Origin of the sequence: Pseudomonas sp. IAC-BECa141, from assembly GCF_020544405.1 — a bacterium.
GTDB lineage: Bacteria > Pseudomonadota > Gammaproteobacteria > Pseudomonadales > Pseudomonadaceae > Aquipseudomonas.
In genome coordinates this window covers 3,840,627-3,859,445 of record NZ_CP065410.1, presented here as the reverse complement: position 1 = coordinate 3,859,445, position 18,819 = coordinate 3,840,627, and the positions used below count along the sequence as shown (strand labels likewise).

Here is an 18,819-nt window from a genome sequence, read left to right as displayed (position 1 = left end):
GACTGGATCAGACTTCGTCAGGGCTGCGCAGGTTGGTGACTGCGATTCGCTGTTCGCGGCGCTGTTCCTTCTGCGAAGGCATGTCGGCGCGATAAACGCCTTGATCGCCAACGACCCAGGAAAGTGGGCGACGCTCCTGGCCAATGGATTCCTGCAACAGCATCAAGCCTTGCAGAAACGCTTCTGGACGGGGCGGGCAGCCAGGTACGTAGACGTCAACGGGCAGGAACTTGTCCACCCCCTGAACCACGGAGTAGATGTCGTACATGCCGCCGGAGTTGGCGCACGAACCCATCGAGATCACCCACTTGGGCTCGAGCATCTGCTCATACAGGCGCTGAATGATCGGCGCCATCTTGATGAAGCAGGTCCCGGCGATAACCATGAAGTCGGCCTGACGCGGTGATGCCCGGATTACTTCGGCGCCGAAGCGCGCGATGTCGTGGGGCGCCGTGAAGGCGGTGGTCATTTCCACGTAGCAGCAGGAAAGGCCGAAGTTGTACGGCCACAGGGAGTTTTTACGTCCCCAGTTGACCGCGCCACTCAGCACGTCTTCCAGCTTGCCCATGAAAATGTTTTTGTGGACTTGATCTTCTAACGGATCGGAAACGGTTTCCCGCTGGCCAATCGGATACTGCTCGTTAGGAGCATCGGGGTCGATTCTGGTGAGATTGTATTGCATTGCCAAAGCCTCATTGTTTCAGCTTCGCCTGCCGCTTGCGACGAGCTTCCGGAGCCCAGTCAAGGGCGCCCACTCGGAACAGGTAGACAAGACCTGCCAACAGAATTGCTATGAAAACGAGAGCTTCGACGAATCCGGTCCAGCCGCTTTCGCGGACGGACACAGACCATGCAAAGAGAAAGAGGGCTTCGATATCGAAGATCACGAACAGCATCGCGACCAGATAGAATTTGGCTGAGAGCCGCAAGCGGGCGCCACCGGTAGGTAGCATGCCGGACTCGAACGGTTCGTTTTTGCTGCGGCCCCAGGCTTTTGACCCGAGAAGGCTGGAGACGCCGAGCATGAAGGCACACAGGCCGACTACACCCAGAAGGAAAATGGCAAAGCCCCAGTTGTGGGCCATGAGTCCTGTCGCTTCGGGCATGCTGGAAATCCTTAACAGAGAGCAAAGGTCTCTGAGCTTGATAAAGAAATAAGGCAGTGACGATATGTCGCAGCAATCAATCGCGCTGATTTTATGGCTAAACACCCTGCAAGTAAAATTCCTATAGCGAAATTATTTATTGGAATAAGGACATAGCGCTCCTCGAAGGGCCCGCAGCCCATGCGTTGCGGGCATTAGCCGGGTTTACGGGAAATATGTTTTGTTTGGAATGTAACGAACATAGTTGCGGCCAAATGATAATCAATATTGTTTGCGGGGTTTTTTAGATTGTTAGGCGGGTGTGTGGGTGGGAAGTTGTCTTGAATAGCGGTTACTGCAAGTAGCAGCCGAGGTCGTTTTACCGCATTTTTCGAGGGGCGGATCTGCTCTGGATCAATGTTTCTGCCGAAGGCATGGCAAGGCGCGGGGCGAATCGCGGGCAAAAACCTCCCAACCCGTCGGTTAGCCTTGGGTCGGTCCGCAACAGGCGGCCGACCTCCGTAATTCAAATCGCGCTGTGGCCTCCATCAATGACCAGATCGGCACCGGTCATCCAGGAGGAGTCATCAGAGGCCAGAAGGATCGCCGCGCCTGCCATGTCTGAAGGTATTCCCGCTCGCTGCAGGGGAATGTGCTTTTTTCTTTTCTGCCATATCGCCGGGGCGTCCCGCCACTGGCTGGCGTTACCACCTGTCGCGGTCAGTCCGGGTGAAATCGTATTGACTCTGACGCCATGAGGAGCCAGTTCCACCGCGCAGCTTCGTGTGAGCATCGACAGCGCCGCCTTGCTGGCTTGATAAGCCGACAGGCGACTGACCGCCCTGAAAGCACTGACAGATGAGATGTTGATGACGCTACCGCCCTGACCGCGAGCGATGCAGTTTTTTGCGAAGCGCTGAGTGGCAAAAAAAGGAAAACGCAGATTGACCGCCAGCGTCTGCTCATACTCATCGTTGCTCAGTTCAAGAAAAGGCGTGCGGGTGATAAACGCGGGATTGTTGACGAGTACATCAATGGGCCCGATGGCGGCGTGCGCTTCATCAAAGAGCGCCTCGATGCAGACGCTCGTGGCTTCCATGAGGGTGAAGCTGGCGCGCTGACCCTGGCGCGCTGCGAACTCAAGAACTTCACGAGCCGCAGCTTCATCGGTGCGAGCGGTAATGAATACATCAGCGCCCTCGGTAATGAAGGCTTCGGCTATCGCTCTTCCAATGCCTGAGGACGCGCCGGTTATAAGCGCTCGCTTTCCTCTTAATCTTCCATTCATGAATAGTTCTCCATAATACAAAGCTGCAGTGCGCGCGCCTATAAGTTGTACGCAGCGCACGGTTAGAACGTAGATCCGTTAATGTGATTCGGCATGTGTAAATGATTATTTAAGAGTGTTCCTACGGATCATTCATTAATGGGTGAAGGAAGTTTCTTGAGTGTCTATAAGGGCTCTGATTTTAACCGCCGGTGGCGGGCTGTTGTCAGCTAAGCTTTGGTTGAGTAGAGGTCGGATGTTTATGGGTGTTCAGCATTGTCATTGAGTCGGCTACGTGCGAGCGCATGTAAGTAATTGTTCCTGTTATATGGACTTATACTGAGGTCGTGTATGTCAGAACAACGAAATAAATTCATTAATACCGCCAGGTCCGTCGATATCGGTAACCCTTCCTGGGCCCTCGCGCAACAATCGGGATTGACCGATTTGAGCGTCAAACATACCCAGCAGGGGCGTATGCAGGATCAGAACGGTCATCCATTCATGAACATGTGCTCTTGTTCATACCTGGGTCTTGAGGTCGATCAGCGTCTGGCGCGCCGCGCCGCAGATTATGTGCTCAATAGCGGTACGGTGAATCTGCCCACCTCGCGTATCAGAATAAGGTTGCGAGAACTCGATGAGCTTGAGGATGCCTTGTCCGCGCATTTCAACTGTCGAGCCTTCACCGCGACGTCCTGCAGTGCGGGTATTGTTGCCTCGTTGCCGCTTCTGGCTGCTGGCATGTTTACTGAAGGGCAGCGCCCCTTTTTGATCTTTGACAAGCACGCCCATTTTGCACTGAATCAGGTCAAGGCCATTTGTGGTGATGAAACGCAGGTGATGACCTGCAATCATAACGATGTAGATTTTATTGAGGATATGTGCAAGCGACATCCGTTGGTCGCATATGTTGCTGATGGTGCCTACAGCATGGGCGGAAGTGCGCCTATTGAACGGTTGTTGGCGTTGCAGGATAAATATGGGCTGTTTCTTTATTTTGACGACTCTCATTCCTTGAGTGCCTATGGCGATCGGGGTGAAGGTTATATCCGTACTTATATGCCTGAGCTCAATCCCAGAACGCTTCTGGTTTATTCATTGGCCAAGGCATTTGGTGCCAATGGTGGAGGCATATTCATGTCGGAGAAGGCCGATTATCAAAGTGTCTTCCGACGCTTTGGTGGTCCGATGTCTTATTCTCAATATATAAATCCGGCGGCTGTCGGGGCGGCCATGGCTTCGCTGGATATCCATAAGAGTCCTGAGCTTGGCGTCTTGCAGGACAAGCTACGTTGCAACATTCGCCTCTTCGACAGTTTGTTTGATACGGAACACGCGGGGTCCGAATTGCCGATTCGGGTTATTCCATTGGACAGCCCGGACCTGGCGATCAGCGTTTCCGAGGGCGTCTTCAAACGAGGGTATTACACCTCGGCGGTGTTCTTTCCCATTGTGGCCAGAAACAAGTCCGGTTTACGCGTGATGATGCGTGCCGATATGTCGCAAGAAGATATCCGCAGTTTTTGCTCCGCAGTCTGGGCAGAGATCGAAGAAGCCCGTCTGAACCCGAACCTGCCGAACGCGAGGTGGTGATGACTCATCCGATACCACGAAGCTTGTTGTATTGCTCTGCCTTGCACCCTGAGCAATATGCCAAGAGTGCCCTGACGGATGTCATGGTGATTGATCTGGAGGACGGCGTCCCGCTCCTCAAAAAAGCCGAAGCCCGCCTATGTGTCGAGCAGTTCTATCGATCCGCTGTGGTGCAGCGTACGGCACTGCGTATCAATCCCTTGCGTGACAATCAGGGATTGCTCGATTTGCTGATGGTGCAGTCACTTGAACAGCGACCCGAGTATGTCGTCCTGGCAATGACTGAAGCCGCGGCCGAGATAGACGTGGTACGCGCCAACTTAGGGGGGCAGGGAAGCAGTCCGAAAATCCTGGTCACCGTCGAAACCCCGGCCTGTCTTCGGGATATTTACGCCATTGCATCCAGCGCCGACGGACTGATCTTCGGTTCCGCCGACTACGCGGCCAGCCTGGGTGTGCCGATTGGCGGCTGGAGCAACATCCTCCACGCCCGTGCAAGCATCATTGCCGCCGCCAGCGCAGCGGGTATTCCCGCGTTCGACACCGCTTACTTCAACCTCGATGACGAAGCCGGGTTACTGAAGGAATGCCAGGACACCCGGGAGTTGGGCTTCAGTGGCAAGACCTCCATTCACCCAAGGCAGATATCGATCATCAATGAGGCATTCACGCCTTCGATCGCGGAGTACGAACATGCCTTGGCCGTTGTGCAGGCTGCGCAAAACAGCGGTGAAAAAATCACCCGATTGAAGAATCTGATGGTCGGGCCGCCCTTTGTGAAGCTAGCCCGCAAAGTCATCCAGCGCGCCCAGGAACTGGGTCTTTAAGGAGGACGCCATGGAACCGATGATTCCGGCGCATGAACGGATTGGGGCGAATCGCTACCGTGAATCTTATGGGCTGCATTACGAAGAGTTTGTGGTGGGCGATGTGTTCGAGCACCGCCCCGGGCGCACGGTGACGGAGCTGGATAACATCTGGCAGTCACTGATGAACATGAATAACCATCCGGTGCATATCGATGTGGCTTACGCACAGCGCACCGAGTTCGAAAAGTTGCTGGTGAACAGCTCCGTGACCTTGTCGATTATCAGCGGCATGACGGTCGCGACGATGAGCGCACGAGCCATCGCCAACCTGGGCTGGGATGAAATACGCCTGCCCAGCCCGGTGTATGTCGGCGACACACTGTACGCGGAGAGCGAGGTGGTTTCCAAGCGTGAGTCCCGGTCGCGTCCGGGCCAGGGCATCGTCACCATCAGGGTGATTGGGCGTAAGCAGGATGGCACTCCGGTCATCACCTACCTGCGCACTTTTCTGGTTCCAAAGCAGGGGTTTTCCCAGGGCTACCCCCTCGGCTGAAGGTCAGCTTCAGTCAGCGTGGAAGCGCTGCCGGTGAGGGAATGGCCGGGACCTTCAAAGAGCCTTGATGAAAAGGACAAACCATGCTGCTGCTTAATCGTGAAGATATAGGGCGTTGTGTCGAGTTGCCGTCGCTTGTGCGCGTACTCGAAAAAGCTCACCAGGGTTTTTCTCTCGCGGCACCCGTGGTTCCGCCACGTTCGATAATCACGCACTCGCGACAAAAAGCATTCTCTTTGTTCATGCCGGCCTTTTTGCCTGTGAGCCAGACGCTGGGCATCAAAGTGTCGTCGTTTCATCCCGGCAACGCAGTGCTGGGGCGCTCGGCGGTCAATGGCGCGGTTTTGCTGATCGACGTCGATAGCGGCAGGTTATTGGCGATGCTCGACAGTGCCGCTCTTACAGCAATTCGCACCAGTGCCCTGAGTGCGTTGGTGACGGACAAACTCTGCCTGCAGGCCCGGCTCAATCTGGCGGTGATCGGGGCTGGGGCTCAAGCGGCGGCGCATATCCAGGCGATGGCCGCTATCAGGGAATTGGGGCAGGTCAGGATCTTTTCCCGCTCGATGGCCCGCAGTGTCGCCTTGGCCGAACGTCTGTCCATTGAACTTGCGCAGCCGGTCGAGGCTGTTGAGCGCATGGAGGATGCTTTGGCAGACGCGGATATTGTCTGTACGACAACCTCCTACGACAGTCCGCTGCCGTTGATCGGGGTACATCAGCTCAAACCCAATGCCCATATCAATGCCGTTGGCGGCAGTACGCAGCAGGCGTGCGAGGTCGATCCAAAATTGCTGGGCAGTGCTCAAGTACATGTCGATCATTTGGACGCCGCATGCCGCGAATCGGGCGAAATTGCCCAGGCCTTGGCGTGGTCGGTGATCAACCGCAAGGACATCCGTGAGATCAGTACTTTGGTTGTCGAGCAGCCTTCGCCGGTTACCCGCAAACAAGGCCTCAGTTACTTCCGCAGTGTTGGCCATGCCAGTCAGGACATGGTGGTTGCCGCCTGCGTCTATGGCGCGGCCGTGGAGGGGCATATCGGCCAACAGTGCGACTACCTCAATGCCTGAGAGTCGCCGGGCGCAACGTTTTGAATCAGCAGTGCCAACGACGCAGGAAGGAAAAGGATGCCCATGAATATTTTGATGATCGATTCGCAGCGAGTGAACTACGTCGACCCCGGGGAATATGGCCCGGGGTCGGAGTATCGACACTACGGCGTGGAGGTGACGTTCCGGCCCTCGGATGAACAACTGGCCAAAGCCGACGGCATCATCGCCTTTCATTCGGTGGTCATCGACGCGCCGCTGATCGCCAGAATGCATCGTTGCCGCGCATTGGTTAAGGCCACGATCGGCCTTGATGATGTGGACGTCGAGGCGTTGAGCGCGCGAGGCATTGTGTGCGCCAACATCGGTTCTGTAGGGGTGGAGGAAGTTGCCGAGCACGCCTTGGCATTGATCCTTTTTGCCCAGCGCAAGCTGTTCGACTACGCGGGACACACCCGCCAGGGAGGCTGGAACTGGCGAGCCCATACCGGTGAAGTGAGAGCCTGTGCAGACACCGTTCTGGGAGTCGTGGGTTATGGTGCAACAGGGCGAGCGTTGGCCCGCAGGGCGGCGGCCCTGGGTTACCGCATCTGTTTTTACGACCCCGGGGTCGAGCGCTGTGCCGAAGGCATTGCCACGGGCGTGACGCTGGATTCGCTGCTCGAAACGGCCGATATTCTGTCGCTGCATCTGCCGCTTACCCCGGACACTGCACATCTTATGAACGACGCGGCATTTTCACGGATGAAGCACGGTGCGACCTTAGTCAATACCGCGCGAGGTGGCATCGTCGACACCGATGCGCTGCTTCGGGCCTTGCAGGCAGGGGGCGTGTCCATGGCTCTGCTGGATGTCGTGCAGGAAGAGCCTGCTCCTCTCCAGGCCTTGATCGAGCATGAGCGGGTGTTATTAACGCCGCATGCCGCTTTTTACAGCGAGCGCTCTCTGGCCCAACTCAAAGCCAATGCCCTGGAAACCCTGCTGGCTCTGTTACAGGGGAAAACAGTCGAAACTGTGGTCAATTCCGATTGTGTATCGCGGGAGGCAGACGGATATGCCTGAATTGAAACGTGCGGGATTTGAATCGTCCCGAGCCGGGTTGCCACCTTGGTTCGACATGGCGATCGGCAACAGCATTGTTCAATACGGTCAGCGGCTGGCGGCGCGACAACTACTGGTCAATACGCTGGGCAATATCGCTGTACGCAGCCGCTCTCCGTACTGGCAACGCGACGTGATCTACACCAAACACCGCGGCATCTCTCTGGAAGAGTGCGGGCTTGAGCATTTGTCGGTGCTGGACATGCAATCCGATGAGCTTTTGCACGGTTGTTTCCGGCCCAGCCAGGGGCACCGGATGCATCGGGAAATCATGCGCTGTCGCGCCGATGTCAATGCGACGGTGCATCTGCATCCCAATGAAGTCATTTCCTTCTTCGCTGTCTCGCAGTGGCGTGAGATGAAATACGTGTCGAACGACACGGCATTGGTCATGGGCAAACCACCGTGCATTCTCGGCGAAGGTGTGAATATCGAGCTGGATGTCAGTGCCATTGCCCGCTGCGCGGGTGACACCAACTGCATTGTCATGCCCGGTCATGGCATTACCTGTTTTGGCCGCGACCTGTCGGAGGCGTTTCATCGCGCCGTGGCATTCACTGCCGAAATCAGCCGCTTGATTACCAGCCAGTTTCTATCGGCCGCCACGGGGAAATCGGTGGTGTATGCCAGTCACGAAGAGGTCAGGCAGATGTATGCGCTTGGCGAGCAGGTGATCTATGGAGGGATGCGCAAATGAAGTTTCACCCTCACATCTCATGTTCCGGATTATGGAAGGCGCCGGAGCGCGATCTTTCATCGGTGTTGCTGGATTTGAACGAAAACCAGTTTTTACAAAGGTTTCTGGCAGGGTTCATCGCCAACGAATTGAAGCCCCAGGATCTGTTCGCCTATCCCAATTACCGGCCGCTCCTTAACCAGCTCGCACAGTACTGCAAGGTCTCCACCGACCGTTTGCTGCTGACCAATGGCGCGGATCAGGCCATCGATCTGGTGATTCGGTTACTGTTTTCGCCAGGGGATCGGGTGGTGGTGCCGTCTCCGGTTTTTTCCTTTTATTACCAGATGCTCGACGTAAACGGTGTGGCTCCCGTGATCGTGGGGTTTGAAAAACAGGCCGAAAAATTCGTGCTGTCCACCGAGGCGGTACTCCAGTCCCTGCAAACCAGCCAAGGGCTGATCCTGTGCAACCCCAACAATCCACTGGGTGTTCGCATCGATCCAGAGCAATTGCAGGTGTTCGTCGAGGCTTGTGTCAGGCAAGACAAACCGATGATCGTGGACGAATGTTATTTCGAGTATTTGCAACAATCTTGTCTGGATGCATTCAGTGCGGTCAGGCAGTTGTTTGTGATTCGTTCGTTTTCCAAGTACTTCGGTCTTGCCGGGTTGCGCCTGGGGTATGTGGTCACGCGACCGGAATCCATACGTGAACTGATGAAAGTGCGTGGCCCATGGGATGTGAACCATGTAGCGGTGAAAGCCGGGCTGTTCTGTTTGCAGAATCAGAAAGTCTTGCAGCAGGCGCACGATCATCTTGCGCAGATCAAGACTGAAATAATCGAAGTCTGTCGGGCCAACGCGATCGTCGTCTATGAGAGCGACACGAACTTTCTGCTGCTGCAGGATGAGCACGACGGTCGTCTGGCCAGCGCTTTCGCTCAGGCCAATATCCGCGTAAGCAACTGCTCGCAATACCCGCACAGTTTTGGCCTGCTCGACAATTTACTGCGGGTGGCTGTCCCTTCATCGTCGGATCTCAAACTATTGCTGATGGCGATATTGCGCGGGAGCGGCGGCGCGGCTTGTTTGAGCGATGTGAAAATAGAACGCTGGATTGCCGGAAGACCAAAGCTGCGCACTGGCGGAGCATCGCGGTGATGCTCATATGAGGAGATGGCTGAAAAGGATCGGTCTGGCGGCAGGGATGCGCAATATCATTGCGCTGCGCTTGCTGTTCGTCATGGCCAACGCATTGGGGCCTTTTGCGGCATTGTTTTTCCAGCGGCATTACGAGCTCGACAGCGCGGCGGTGGCCTGGGTGATCACGCTGATGTCGGCATTTTATCTGCTGGGTAATCTGTTGGGTGGAGCGCTGATCGGTCGTTTTACCTTCCGGGCACTTTTGATCTGTACGTCGTCCTGTTCATCACTGTTTTTGTTGTTCGCTGCCGTATTCAGTTCAACGATCGCATCAATTGCGATGGTGCTGTTGTTCATGCTGTGCGCAGGCCTGATCACGCCGGTATTCAGTGTGCTTACGTCCCTGGCCGCGGACGACAGCAATCGCATCGCCTCCTTTGGTTATCTGCACCTGGCCAGCAATCTGGGGGGAGCGCTGCTATTTGTGATGGGTGGGTACTTGCTCGGTCTCGACAGTCACTATCTGGTGCTGTTTGCGATGGTTGCCAGTGTGTTGTGCCTGTTGGCGAGTGTGTTTCTGGTGTTGCCGGAGCGTCAGAATGTTTTAACTGAAACCAGAAGTGCTTCCATTCGCGCACTGGCCGATGTGCCAAGGATCGTGATCGTGGCGGGCGCCATGTTTTTTGCGTTGTCGGTGCTGGATGCCCAGCGCGAGTATCAGCTGCCTCTATGGCTTGATCAGGTGACGGTGGGGAAGGCCGCCGGGCTGTTTGGTGCGGTAGGTATCGTCAATGCATTGCTGGTGGTCGTGGTGACGCAGCCTCTGATTGCATTGACGTCGCGTTTCGGGGCGCTGACCAATTTGTCCCTGGCGGCGGTTTTTTACGGTATCGGATTTGGAGCCTATGCCTTTTTCGAGCAAACCGCACTGATCCTCTCGTTTGTTTTCCTCTGGACGCTGGGTGAGATTCTCGGTGTTACCTACATCACTGCGTTGATTGCGCAGAAAACCACGTTGCAAACCCAGGCCAGTCTGTTTTCGATAATTCCTGTAGTGCTGGCGTTGGCGAGGATGGTTTCTGTGGGCATCGGCGCCTCTTTGATCGCCGGGATCGGTTTCCAGTTGAGCTGGAGTGTCTACGGGCTGGTGGGCATTTTGTTCGGAAGCGCTTGTCTTTTACTTGCTACCAGAAAGAGCCGCTATGCGACTGCAGTCTGAAATGGCCTGTTTAAATGGCAGTGATGGTGAAAGCGCGAGTAAAAAAACGCCCCGAACCAGTCGGGGCGTCAGTCTTTCGGCAATGCGGTTAGCTTTCTAAACGGTCCGCAAAGGCCGTTTACTTGGTGAAGTCGATCAGTGGAACTGTTCTTCTTCGGTCGAACCGGTCAGCGCAGTCACCGAGGACGTGCCGCCCTGGATCACGGTGGTCATGTCGTCGAAGTAACCGGTGCCCACTTCCTGCTGGTGAGCCACGAAGGTGTAACCCTTGGCGGCGTCAGCGAATTCCTGCTCTTGCAGCTTCACGTAGGCAGTCATGTCGTTGCGGGCGTAGTCGTGCGCCAGGTTGAACATGCTGTGCCACATGTTGTGAATGCCGGCCAGGGTGATGAACTGGTGCTTGTAACCCATGGCGGACAGTTCGCGCTGGAACTTGGCGATGGTCGCGTCGTCCAGGTTTTTCTTCCAGTTGAAGGAAGGCGAGCAGTTGTACGACAGGATCTGGTCCGGGTATTCCTTTTTGATCGCTTCGGCGAAGCGACGGGCTTCTTCCAGGTCTGGCTTGGCGGTTTCGCACCAGATCAGGTCGGCGTACGGTGCGTAGGCCAGACCACGGGCGATTGCCTGGTCCAGACCTGCGCGAACCTTGTAGAAACCTTCCTGGGTACGGGTGCCAGTCACGAAAGGCTGGTCGTACGGGTCGCAGTCGGAAGTCAGCAGGTCGGCGGCGTTGGCGTCGGTGCGGGCCAGGATGATGGTCGGTACACCGGCCACATCGGCAGCCAGACGAGCGGCGGTCAGCTTCTGCACGGCTTCCTGGGTTGGAACCAGAACCTTGCCGCCCATGTGGCCGCATTTCTTCACGGAAGCCAGTTGGTCTTCGAAGTGAACGCCGGCGGCGCCTGCTTCGATCATGCTCTTCATCAGCTCGTAGGCATTCAGTACGCCGCCGAAACCGGCTTCGGCGTCAGCCACGATTGGCGCGAAGTAGTCGATGTAGCCTTCGTCGCCCGGGTTCTTGCCGGCTTTCCACTGAATCTGGTCGGCACGACGGAACGAGTTGTTGATGCGCTTGACCACGGTTGGAACCGAGTCCACCGGGTACAGCGACTGGTCCGGGTACATCGATTCGGCGGAGTTGTTGTCCGCAGCGACTTGCCAGCCCGACAGGTAGATCGCCTGGATACCGGCTTTCACCTGTTGAACAGCCTGGCCGCCGGTCAGGGCGCCCATGCAGTTGACGAAATCTTTCTCTGGGCGGAAGGACGGCTTGGCACCCTGGGTGACCAGGTTCCACAGTTTTTCGGCGCCCATTTTTGCAAAGGTGTGCTCTGGTTGAACCGAGCCACGCAGACGGACGACGTCAGCAGCGGAGTAATTGCGAGTCACGCCTTTCCAGCGCGGGTTTTCAGCCCAGTCTTTTTCAAGGGCTGCAATTTGCTGTTCGCGTGTCAGTGCCATGGAGATAAACCTCGTCGCGTCTTTATGAAAAGTTGTTCTGCGGTGGAAAATTCCTTGCGCTCGCTGACCAGAAGCTTAGGTGGTCAGGTCGGGTTCGGCGGGGCAGGCGACGGGATGAACGATGGGCTCGAGGGGAAGTGAGCAGGTAAAGGCAACTGGTGGGCGCATTCGGGTGTCGTGGGCCTTTATGCGAACTACAGTGTAAAGCCGGGTTACCTAATTACGCTTCCGTCCCTCGGGACAACTTCGTTCCAGTCGGCAACCTCGTCAAACACACCTTGTGGGCGGTACAGACACGAAACGGCTCGCGGGGATGGTTGCGAGCAGCGCTTCGAAGGCCCTTGCCAGGGCCTCTGATTAGCGGGAGCGAGGCCATCATGCCTTCGCTTTTTTGGCTCGTCAAACATTTTGTAGTGCTTTTTTTAAAGCACTACATCTTTCGTCTAATACGACTAACCAGTCAGTTTTTGGTGCTTTAGTCCAGTGTGTCGACTTTCACCCGCAAGGTCATGTCATCCCGGCCTTGAGTCGAGTAGCTGCGGGCCAGACCTTGTTTGTCGGCTTGAGTCTGGCGATTCACGCCGGCAAGGGTGATCCATTCGCCCAGTCGTCCGGTGACAGTTGTGTCGGTGCTTTGCACGTTCACTACATCGGGACGTTCCTGGCTCATGCGGTCACGGTTGGTACTGATTGCCAGATGAACGGTTTCGCCAGTGACGCTGGCGGTGACGTAGAACCCCTGTGTGACGTTGCGATATTGGGTCTGGCTGCTGTAATCGCCGTACGAGTTGGTCTGGCTGCTGGTGATCGGTACGCTCTGGCCGACCTGAATCAGCGCCGGCGCACCTTCGCTGGCTTGAATCTGCTGAATTCCGCCGTCTCGGCTGGCAGTGCTGCGGCTGATGATGCGGGTCTGCGCGCCGTTGACCGAATAGCCTTCGTCGCCACGCCCGTTGTTTTCGTTGGTATCGACCGTGATCAGCAGGCGCTTGGGTGCGGTGTCGAGTTGCGAGAGCAAATCCTTGAGCTCTTCGATTTTGCCGGGCTCGGCCTTGACGATCAGTTGGTTGCCGTAGGCGCTGACCTGGCCGTCCTTACCGATGAAGTCCTGAGCGACTGGCAGCATGTCGGCACTGGTGTGGTGCTTGAGGGGAACGATTTCTGTGGCTGCCATCACCGAAAAACTGCAGCCGAGCAGCAGGGTGGTGAGCAGGGTGCGTAGGGACATGTCCGTTATCTCCGCTTTCGAAAGGCTTGATATTGCCAGTTTGTCGGCCCGGGGTGGGGCAAGTTGAATCGTAGACAGCAAAACGCCCCGGCATCGGTCGATGGCGGGGCGTTTTGTGGTGCTCATCAAGCGTTATGCCGAATGGCGAACCATGTCGACATGCGGAATCCCGGCTTCGAGGAATTCCTCGCTGACCAGGTTGAAACCCAGGCGCTCATAGAACGCCGTGGCCTGCACCTGCGCGCTGAGCATCTGCTGCTTCAAGCCACGCGCTTCCGCTTCGGCAATCACCGCTTGCATCAGCGCATCGCCGACCTTCAGCCCGCGCCAGTCCTTCAGTACCGAAACCCGGCCAACATGCCCGTCGGGCAAAAGGCGGGCGGTGCCGATCGGAAAGTCGCCTTCGAAAGCCAGGAAATGCACCGCCGTGGCGTCATCGGCGTCCCACTCAAGCTCGGGTGGAACCGATTGTTCGGCAATGAACACCGTTTCGCGAATGCGGCGGATCTCGGCGTTGTCCTTTTGCCAGTCTGCAACACGTACGCGAATCTTATTCATCGTCGGCGAACCCCAGACTGCCCTGTTTGACCAGTTCGCACAGCAGGCCGCGACCGTCTTCGTCGCTCAGCCACTCACCAAGGTTGTCGGTGTGCAGGGCGTCGGCGGAGCAGATCAGCTTCAGCAATTCACGCAGCTTGCCCGGCAGGTATCGGCTCTGGCCGCTGGCGAACAGCAGCAGATCGTCATCGACGTCCGACCACGCCAGGCGCGCGCTCGGGTTGCGGATCAGGATGGCGCCGTCTTCGAGCGCACCGAGAAGGTCTTCTTCCTCGACTTCTTCCGGGCCTACCACCAGCTCTGGATAGCGCGGCTCGGTCATGTACTGGCCGAACCAGGTCAGCAACAGGCGTTCGTCGCTCATGTGCTCGGCGAGCAGCGCTTTCAGACGATCGAGGGCATCGTGCTGGATCTGATGTGGATCGTCGCTGACCGGTTTGGCGTCGGCGTCGGTGTAGCGCTCTTCGTCAGTCAGGAACTGGCTGAGGAAGTCGGTGAAGTGGGTCAGTACTTCAGCGGCGCTTGGTGCGCGGAAGCCGACCGAGTAGGTCATGCAGTCATCGACGGCAACGCCGCAGTGAGCCAGGCGCGGCGGCAGGTAGAGCATGTCGCCCGGTTCCAGGACCCACTCTTCGGTCTCGTGGAATTCGGCGAGGATGCGCAGGTCTGCGTGTTGCAGCAGCGGGCTTTCCGAATCGCACATCTGGCCGATTTTCCAGTTGCGCTTGCCGTGGCCTTGCAGCAGGAACACGTCGTAGTTGTCGAAATGCGGGCCGACGCTGCCACCCGGGGCGGCGAAGCTGATCATCACGTCGTCGACGCGCCAGCTCGGCAGGAAGCGGAAGTTTTCCAGCAGCTCGCTGACTTCCGGCACGAACTGATCGACCGCTTGCACCAGCAGGGTCCAGTCGCGCTCCGGCAGCTTGCTGAATTCGTCTTCGGCGAACGGGCCGCGACGCAGTTCCCAAGGTCGCTCGCCGTGCTCGATCACCAGGCGCGATTCGACTTCTTCTTCCAGGGCCAGGCCGGCGAGTTCGTCGGCGTCGATCGGGCTTTCGAAATCAGGGATCGCCTGGCGGATCAGCAGTGGTTTTTTCTGCCAGTAATCGCGCATGAATTCGCGCGCCGTAAGACCACCCAGAAGTTGAAGAGGAATATCGGGATTCATATGTAACCTATTGAAAAAAAGCATTTTTCAGACGGGAATAAAAACGCCCGGCGCGGCCGGGCGTCTCAAACGGGTCAAGCAGTCGATCAGATGCGTTTGGCTTGCGCTACAGCGTTGCCGATGTAGTTGGCCGGGGTCAGTTGCTTGAGCTCGGCTTTCGCTTCGGCCGGCATGTCCAGGCCGTCGATGAAAGTCTGCAGGGCTTCAGGGCTGATGCCCTTGCCGCGAGTCAGTTCTTTCAGCTTCTCGTACGGGTTTTCGATGTTGTAGCGGCGCATCACGGTCTGGATCGGCTCGGCCAGGACTTCCCAGCAAGCGTCCAGGTCGGCAGCGATCTTGTCAGCGTTCAGTTCAAGCTTGCTGATGCCTTTGAGGCTTGCTTCGTACGCGATCACGCTGTGGGCGAAGCCGACACCGAGGTTGCGCAGCACGGTGGAGTCGGTCAGGTCGCGCTGCCAGCGGGAGATTGGCAGTTTGCTCGCCAGATGCTGGAACAGCGCGTTGGCGATGCCCAGGTTGCCTTCGGAGTTTTCGAAGTCGATCGGGTTGACCTTGTGCGGCATGGTCGACGAACCGATTTCACCGGCGATGGTGCGCTGCTTGAAGTAACCCAGGGAGATGTAGCCCCAGATGTCACGGTCAAAGTCGATCAGGATGGTGTTGAAGCGCGCAATGGCGTCGAACAGCTCGGCGATGTAGTCGTGCGGCTCGATCTGCGTGGTGTACGGGTTGAAGGCCAGACCCAGCTCGTCTTCGATGAAGGCGCGGGCGTTGGCTTCCCAGTCGATCTGCGGATAGGCCGACAGGTGAGCGTTGTAGTTGCCGACAGCGCCGTTGATCTTGCCCAGCAGCGGAACGGCAGCGACCTGCGCGATCTGCCGCTCGAGACGATAAACCACGTTCGCCAGCTCTTTGCCCAGAGTGGTCGGCGAAGCCGGCTGGCCGTGGGTGCGCGACAACATTGGCACGTCGGCGAAACGCAGGGCCAGTTCGCGGATGGCGTTGGCAGTCTGGCGCATCAGCGGCAGCATCACGTCGTCACGGCCTTCGCGCAACATCAGGGCGTGGGACAGGTTGTTGATGTCCTCGCTGGTGCAGGCAAAGTGGATGAACTCGCTGACCTTGGCCAGCTCCGGCAGCTTGGCCGCCTGCTCTTTTAGCAGGTATTCGATCGCTTTTACGTCGTGGTTGGTGGTGCGCTCGATCTCTTTGACGCGCTCGGCGTGCTCGAGAGAGAAGTTCTCGGCCAGTTCATTCAGAACGGCGTTGGCTTCGGCGGAGAAGGCTGGCACTTCCGGGATGCCGGCGTGAGCGGCCAGGCGCTGGAGCCAGCGCACTTCAACCAGAACGCGGGCACGGATCAGACCGTACTCGCTGAAAATCGGGCGCAGGGCCTGGGTTTTGCCGGCGTAGCGGCCGTCAACAGGGGAAACCGCAGTGAGCGAAGAGAGCTGCATGGGGTGTTCTCGGACAGTCGGGCAACGAAATGGGGCGCGTATCATACATGAAAAAATCCGCCGGTCCGTCGCCAACTGACCGGCGTATTACGCGTTACAGCCTACAAGGCTTTTATTGCGCGGCGATTTACTCGCTGCGCATCAACGGATACAGCTCTTTGAGCAACTTGCGCCGACTCACGACCAACTGCCAGCGATGACCGCCGAGCTGACGCCACAGGCGTGCCGAGCGAATGCCGGCGAGCAACAGGGCGCGGATCTTCGAGGCATTGCTCGGCTGCTGCAGATTGCGCATGTCGCCGTGCACCTGAATGCGTTGGCGCAACGTGCTCAGGGTGTCCTGATACAGCGCGCCGCAGGCCGCGATCACGTTTTCGTGGGCCGGGCCGAAATGCTCGACCTGCGACTGGATCTGCGGCAAACGCTTGCCGATCACATCGAGCATGTCGTCGCGTTTGGCCAGCTGTCGCTCGAGGCCAAGCATCGACAACGCGTAGCGCAGCGGTTCGCGCTGCAAGGTGCTCGGATCGCGCTCGAGGGCGCCGATCAGCGCGCGGTAACCTTCGCGCAGGTTGATATCGTCGCCGCCGTACACATCCAGGGTGTCTTTCGGGTCGCGAACCAGCAGACTGCCGAGCATGCAGCTCAGGCCGGCCTCGTTGGTCTGGCCGGTCTTGGCGATCCGGTCCACCAGCACGGCGGCGAGAAACACGCCGCCCAGCGCCGTCAGTTGCTCCTGAGTCGGGCTCATGCCAGGCCGCTCCACGGCTCGGCAACTTCGATCACGCCGCCACCGAGGCAGATTTCTCCGTCATAGAACACCACCGACTGGCCCGGCGTGACCGCGCGTTGCGGCTCGTCGAACACGGCGCGATAACCGGTTGCGGTTTTTTCCAGGGTGCAGGCCTGATCGCTCTGGCGATAACGGACCTTGGCAGTCAGGCGCAGCGGCTGGCTCAGATCGATCGGGTTGACCCAATAGATTTCCGAAGCGAGCAGGGCGCTGGAGAACAGCCACGGATGGTTGTTGCCCTGGCCGACGATCAGCTCGTTGGTGTCCAGATCCTTGCGCAGCACGTACCACGGCTCGTCGCCAGCGTCTTTCAGTCCGCCGATGCCCAGGCCTTGGCGCTGGCCGATGGTGTGATACATCAAGCCGTGGTGACGGCCGATGACTTCGCCTTCGGTGGTCTTGATCTCGCCCGGCTGTGCCGGCAGGTATTGCTTGAGGAAATCGCTGAAACGGCGCTCGCCGATGAAGCAGATCCCGGTGGAATCCTTCTTCTTGGCGGTCGCCAGCTCGTATTTCTCGGCAATGGCACGGACTTCCGGTTTTTCCAGCTCGCCGACCGGGAACAGGGTCTTGGCGATCTGTTCACCGCCGACAGCGTGCAGGAAGTAGCTCTGATCCTTGTTCGGATCCAGGCCCTTGAGCAGTTCGGTGCGGCCATCGATGTCGCGGCGGCGCACGTAGTGACCGGTGGCGATCAGGTCCGCGCCGAGCATCATGGCGTAGTCGAGGAACGCCTTGAACTTGATCTCGCGGTTGCACAGGATGTCCGGGTTCGGCGTGCGGCCGGCCTTGTATTCGGCCAGGAAGTGCTCGAACACGTTGTCCCAGTACTCGGCGGCGAAGTTGGCGGTGTGCAGCTTGATACCGATCTTGTCGCACACGGCCTGTGCATCCGCCAGGTCGTCCATGGCGGTGCAGTATTCCGTTCCGTCGTCTTCTTCCCAGTTCTTCATGAACAGGCCTTCCACTTCATAGCCCTGCTCGATCAGCAGGAGAGCGGAAACGGAAGAGTCCACGCCGCCGGACATGCCGACAATGACGCGCTTCTTGGATGTGTCAGAAGGGGCTGGATCACGCATAGGGATTCAATGAGTGTCTTGAAAAAGGACGCGATTCTATCAGGCTCACGCCCTCAAGGCTAAAGGGAAGGGCGGATCAGTTCGAGGCCGAAGCGATTGCCGGCCAGATAATCATCGATGCAACGGATGATCAGCTCGCTGCGCCAGTTATCGCGCTGGGCCAATAATTCGTCGCGGGTCAGCCACTTGGCGCCGACGATGCCGTCGTCCAGTTGATAATCCGGGTGGTGCTTGACGGCTTTGGCGCTGAAGCACACGCGTTGGTAAGTCACGCCGTTGCTCGGTGCGGTGTACAGATAAATGCCGATCACGGCGGTGGGTTCGACATCCCAGCCGGTTTCTTCGAGGGTTTCGCGCACGGCGGCTTCGATCAGGGTTTCGTCCGGATCCAGATGGCCGGCAGGCTGATTGAGCACGTTACGCCCGGCCTTGTGTTCCTCGACCATCAGGAAACGACCGTTGTCCTCGACGATGGTAGCGACGGTGATGTGGGGTTGCCAGTTCATGGACTGCTCTTGCTCGGGGGAGGGGCGCAAGTAAACAACAAGGCGTCGTAGTCCTCAACCGATTCA

General features: G+C 57.7%; 19 protein-coding genes. 8 read left to right on the top strand and 11 right to left on the bottom strand.

From position 1 onward, the window contains the following. Positions 1-7 precede the first annotated feature (7 nt). From I5961_RS17585 to I5961_RS17575, 3 genes are all read right to left on the bottom strand, one after another. Entirely contained in the window at positions 8-682 is a 675-nt protein-coding gene (locus I5961_RS17585) for a NuoB/complex I 20 kDa subunit family protein (RefSeq protein WP_007951456.1), read from the bottom strand. Between the two features lie 10 nt (positions 683-692). Then, entirely contained in the window at positions 693-1,106 is a 414-nt protein-coding gene (locus I5961_RS17580) for an NADH-quinone oxidoreductase subunit A (RefSeq protein ID WP_003223812.1), read from the bottom strand. A 505-nt stretch (positions 1,107-1,611) separates the two neighbouring features. Next, positions 1,612-2,373 carry an SDR family NAD(P)-dependent oxidoreductase gene (locus I5961_RS17575; protein ID WP_085699109.1) on the bottom strand — a complete coding sequence of 254 codons (762 nt, stop codon included), beginning with the start codon at positions 2,371-2,373 and terminating at the stop codon, positions 1,612-1,614. 330 nt (positions 2,374-2,703) lie between these two features. Here I5961_RS17575 and I5961_RS17570 point away from each other — a divergent pair, with 330 nt between their 5' ends. From I5961_RS17570 to I5961_RS17535, 8 genes are all read left to right on the top strand, one after another. After that, on the top strand, positions 2,704-3,948 hold the full coding sequence (locus I5961_RS17570) for an aminotransferase class I/II-fold pyridoxal phosphate-dependent enzyme (protein WP_085699111.1): 1,245 nt from the start codon (positions 2,704-2,706) through the stop codon (positions 3,946-3,948). Further along, positions 3,948-4,775, top strand: coding sequence for an HpcH/HpaI aldolase/citrate lyase family protein (locus tag I5961_RS17565; protein WP_085699112.1), 828 nt, complete (start codon positions 3,948-3,950; stop codon positions 4,773-4,775). The genes I5961_RS17570 and I5961_RS17565 overlap by 1 nt, the downstream gene beginning before the upstream one ends. Positions 4,776-4,785: 10 nt before the next feature. Continuing rightward, positions 4,786-5,310: a MaoC family dehydratase gene (locus I5961_RS17560; RefSeq protein ID WP_085699115.1), complete on the top strand. Its 525-nt coding sequence runs from the start codon at positions 4,786-4,788 to the stop codon at positions 5,308-5,310. A gap of 83 nt (positions 5,311-5,393) precedes the next feature. Continuing rightward, on the top strand, positions 5,394-6,383 hold the full coding sequence (locus I5961_RS17555; protein WP_227232937.1) for an ornithine cyclodeaminase family protein: 990 nt from the start codon (positions 5,394-5,396) through the stop codon (positions 6,381-6,383). Positions 6,384-6,446: 63 nt separating this feature from the next. Then, positions 6,447-7,424 (top strand): NAD(P)-dependent oxidoreductase, encoded by a 978-nt coding sequence (locus I5961_RS17550; RefSeq protein ID WP_227232936.1) that lies wholly within the window; start codon positions 6,447-6,449, stop codon positions 7,422-7,424. Continuing rightward, the gene (locus tag I5961_RS17545) at positions 7,417-8,160 is read left to right on the top strand and encodes a class II aldolase/adducin family protein (RefSeq protein ID WP_085699119.1); all 744 of its coding nucleotides are present in this window, start codon (positions 7,417-7,419) and stop codon (positions 8,158-8,160) included. The genes I5961_RS17550 and I5961_RS17545 overlap by 8 nt, the downstream gene beginning before the upstream one ends. Beyond that, positions 8,157-9,302, top strand: coding sequence for a pyridoxal phosphate-dependent aminotransferase (locus tag I5961_RS17540; RefSeq protein WP_227232935.1), 1,146 nt, complete (start codon positions 8,157-8,159; stop codon positions 9,300-9,302). Before I5961_RS17545 ends, I5961_RS17540 begins: the two co-directional genes overlap by 4 nt. 46 nt (positions 9,303-9,348) lie before the next feature. Then, positions 9,349-10,503: an MFS transporter gene (locus I5961_RS17535; protein ID WP_227232934.1), complete on the top strand. Its 1,155-nt coding sequence runs from the start codon at positions 9,349-9,351 to the stop codon at positions 10,501-10,503. A gap of 135 nt (positions 10,504-10,638) precedes the next feature. Here the strand turns inward: I5961_RS17535 and aceA are convergent, their stop codons facing one another. The 8 genes from aceA to I5961_RS17495 form a co-directional block, all read right to left on the bottom strand. Continuing rightward, positions 10,639-11,964, bottom strand: coding sequence for an isocitrate lyase (gene aceA, locus I5961_RS17530; RefSeq protein WP_039767419.1), 1,326 nt, complete (start codon positions 11,962-11,964; stop codon positions 10,639-10,641). A gap of 475 nt (positions 11,965-12,439) precedes the next feature. Then, complete coding sequence (locus I5961_RS17525) at positions 12,440-13,192, bottom strand: secretin N-terminal domain-containing protein (RefSeq protein WP_227232933.1); 753 nt, start codon at positions 13,190-13,192, stop codon at positions 12,440-12,442. A 132-nt stretch (positions 13,193-13,324) separates the two neighbouring features. After that, on the bottom strand, positions 13,325-13,750 hold the full coding sequence (locus I5961_RS17520; protein WP_007951452.1) for a GNAT family N-acetyltransferase: 426 nt from the start codon (positions 13,748-13,750) through the stop codon (positions 13,325-13,327). After that, positions 13,743-14,918 (bottom strand): cupin domain-containing protein, encoded by a 1,176-nt coding sequence (locus I5961_RS17515; RefSeq protein WP_085699125.1) that lies wholly within the window; start codon positions 14,916-14,918, stop codon positions 13,743-13,745. The genes I5961_RS17520 and I5961_RS17515 overlap by 8 nt, the downstream gene beginning before the upstream one ends. Before the next feature lie 86 nt (positions 14,919-15,004). After that, complete coding sequence (gene purB, locus I5961_RS17510) at positions 15,005-16,375, bottom strand: adenylosuccinate lyase (protein WP_085699127.1); 1,371 nt, start codon at positions 16,373-16,375, stop codon at positions 15,005-15,007. A 127-nt stretch (positions 16,376-16,502) separates the two neighbouring features. Next, complete coding sequence (hflD, locus tag I5961_RS17505) at positions 16,503-17,126, bottom strand: high frequency lysogenization protein HflD (protein WP_011334953.1); 624 nt, start codon at positions 17,124-17,126, stop codon at positions 16,503-16,505. After that, the gene (gene mnmA / locus I5961_RS17500; protein WP_085699129.1) at positions 17,123-18,247 is read right to left on the bottom strand and encodes a tRNA 2-thiouridine(34) synthase MnmA; all 1,125 of its coding nucleotides are present in this window, start codon (positions 18,245-18,247) and stop codon (positions 17,123-17,125) included. Before mnmA ends, hflD begins: the two co-directional genes overlap by 4 nt. Positions 18,248-18,306: 59 nt before the next feature. Next, positions 18,307-18,753, bottom strand: a complete 447-nt coding sequence (locus I5961_RS17495) for an NUDIX hydrolase (RefSeq protein WP_085699131.1) — start codon at positions 18,751-18,753, stop codon at positions 18,307-18,309. Positions 18,754-18,819 lie beyond the last annotated feature (66 nt).